A 2,424-nucleotide genomic window follows, 5' to 3' on the forward strand; every position below is an offset into this window, starting at 1 on the left:
ACTATCTTTTTTTAATGTTACGGCGACCACAGAGATATACACCGCCATCTTTACACTCTTTCCCTCATCGACTCTCTTCCGATGTGTACTGCTCGCCGCGGCGCGCCCCCTGCCGCCGGGAGCCCTCGGGCTGTCGGGGCTGCCGTTCGTGGCCGGGATCGGGGTGGCGTTACGCCGCCATCGCCTGTTCGACATCGAGCGGCTGGCGAACCGGTCGCTCGTGTACGCCAGCGTGGTCGCGATCCTGGTCGCCGGGTACGCGGCCGTCGTGGCGCTGCTGGTCAGCGGGCTGGGGTTGTCGCAGCCGGTGGCGGCCGCGCTCACCGCGGCCGGTGCGGCGCTCGCGCTGGCGCCACTGCGCGCGCTGGCGCAGAGCACGGTCAACCGGGTGATGTACGGCGACCGCCACGACCCGTCCGCGGCGCTGACCCGCCTCGGCACCCGCTTGCAGGCGGTGCTGCTGCCCGCCGACGTGCTGCCCGCGATCGTCGAGACCGTGGCCCGGTCGCTGCGCGTCCCGCACGCGGCCATCGACCTGGTGGACGGCTCCGGCGCCGGTCACCTGGCCACGCAGTACGGCGTCCCCGTCGGCGAGGTGCACGTCGAGCCGCTGCGCTACCACGGCACGCTCATCGGGCACCTGCGCGTCTCGGCCCGCGGCAGCGACGACCCGCTCGACCCCGTCGACCTCGGCCTGATCGCCTCCCTGGCGCAGCAGGTGGGCACCGCGGTGCAGGCGGTACGGCTGCACGACGACCTGGTCAGGTCCCGCGCCGAGGTCGTGGCCTCGCGCGAGGACGAGCGCCGCCGCTTACGCCGCGACCTGCACGACGGTCTCGGCCCGACCCTGGCCGCGATCCGGATCAAGGCCGGCCTCGCCGCGCGGGACGTACCGCCCGGCTCGGCGGCGCGTCCGCTGCTCGACGAGATCTCCGCGGAGGCGGCCGCGTCGCTGACCGATGTGCGGCGCCTCGTCGAGGCGCTGCGCCCGCCCGCGCTGGACGAGCTCGGCGTCGTCGGCGCGATCCGGGCGCGGGCGGCGGCCCTGTCGGGCGCCATGTCCATCGAGGTCGTCGGCGCCGAACCGCTGCCCGCGCTGCCTGCCGCGGTCGAGACGGCGGCCTACCGGATCGCCGTCGAGGCGATCACGAACGCGGTCCGCCACAGCGAGGCGACCCACTGCACCGCCACGGTCACGCCGTCGGACGGCGGCGTGGAGGTGACGGTGCGGGACAACGGCCGCGGGCTCGACCCCGATCGGACGGCCGGCGTGGGGATCCGCTCCATGCGGGAACGGGCCGCCGAGGTGGGCGGGGCCTGGTCGATGCGCTCCCCGCCCGGCGGCGGCACCCACATCCGCGCCTTTCTGCCGACGAGCCTGGGAGGGGACCATGATCAGGCTGATCCTCGCCGATGACCACCCCGTCTTCGTGTCGGGCCTGCGGGCCCTGCTCGACGCCGAGGCCGGGATGACCGTGCTGGCCGTGGCCGCCACCGGCGGGGACGCCCTGCGCCTGGCCGTCGAGCACCGGCCCGACGTCGCCGTGCTCGACGTGAACATGCCTGACGGCGACGGCCTCACGGTCACCTCCCGGATGCGCGCCGCCGGCCTGCCCACCCGTTCGCTGATCCTGACCATGTACGACGACGACGAGAACGTCCTGGCCGCCCTGCGCGCGGGCGCCCACGGGTACGCGCTCAAGGGCGCCGGGCCCGAGGAGATCGTGGCCGCGGTACGCGCGGTCGCCCGCGGCGAGGCGGTCTTCGGCGCCGGTGTGGCCGCGCGCATCCTGGCCCACTTCGCCCGGGTCGCGGTGGCGTCGCCGTTCCCGCAGCTCACCGAGCGCGAGCACGAGGTCCTCGGGCTCGTCGCCCGCGGCCTGGACAACATGGCGATCGCCCAGCGGCTCGGCGTGAGCGGCAAGACCGTACGCAACTACGTCTCGAACGTCCTGACGAAGCTGCACGTCACCGACCGCTCGGCGGCCATCGTCCGGGCCCGCGAAGCGGGACTCGGCGGCGAACCCCGATGAACCCGGCCCCGAAGTAACCCGGTGCGGCCTCCCGGTAAGGCAGGGACATCTGCCCCGTGACGCCGGGACGCGATGGCGCCGACGCTGGCGGTCATGAGGACGCGGGTGGCCGGCGGGCTGTGCCTGCTGGCGTCGTCGGCGCTCTGCCTGGCCGGGTGCCTGGCGGGCGAGCCGGTCCTGTGCCCGGCCGGACGGCTGGCGGGCGGGCCGGCCCTCGGGTTCGTCCGCGGCACCGGTGCGTGGCTCGCCGTCGTGGCCGTCTCGCTGGTGTACCGCGACCTGTCCGCCTGGGGACCCCGCCACGCCGGCCGCGCGCCGGCCGCCGTGGTCCTGGCGCTGCTGGGCCTGGTCGCGTCGGCGGCGACGGTCGGGGCGGCGCTCCACGTCGCCG

The 2,424-nt window shown here is 75.2% G+C and carries 3 protein-coding genes; all 3 read left to right on the forward strand.

Translation table 11 applies throughout. The features are described from left to right. The first annotated feature begins 148 nt into the window (after positions 1-148). Entirely contained in the window at positions 149-1,417 is a 1,269-nt protein-coding gene (locus tag ACWDX9_RS62395; protein ID WP_449973297.1) for a GAF domain-containing sensor histidine kinase, read from the forward strand. After that, positions 1,392-2,033, forward strand: a complete 642-nt coding sequence (locus ACWDX9_RS62400; protein ID WP_449973298.1) for a response regulator — start codon at positions 1,392-1,394, stop codon at positions 2,031-2,033. The genes ACWDX9_RS62395 and ACWDX9_RS62400 overlap by 26 nt, the downstream gene beginning before the upstream one ends. A gap of 93 nt (positions 2,034-2,126) precedes the next feature. After that, positions 2,127-2,424: hypothetical protein (locus tag ACWDX9_RS62405; RefSeq protein WP_449973299.1), on the forward strand; the 298-nt coding region annotated here is incomplete at its 3' end.

The organism is Nonomuraea sp. NPDC003201 (assembly GCF_053590415.1).

What these genes read in the sequence shown, in the direction of transcription:
- ACWDX9_RS62400 (WP_449973298.1), top strand. Translation starts at nt 1,392, where the DNA reads ATGATCAGGCTGATCCTCGCCGATGACCACCCCGTCTTCGTGTCGGGC.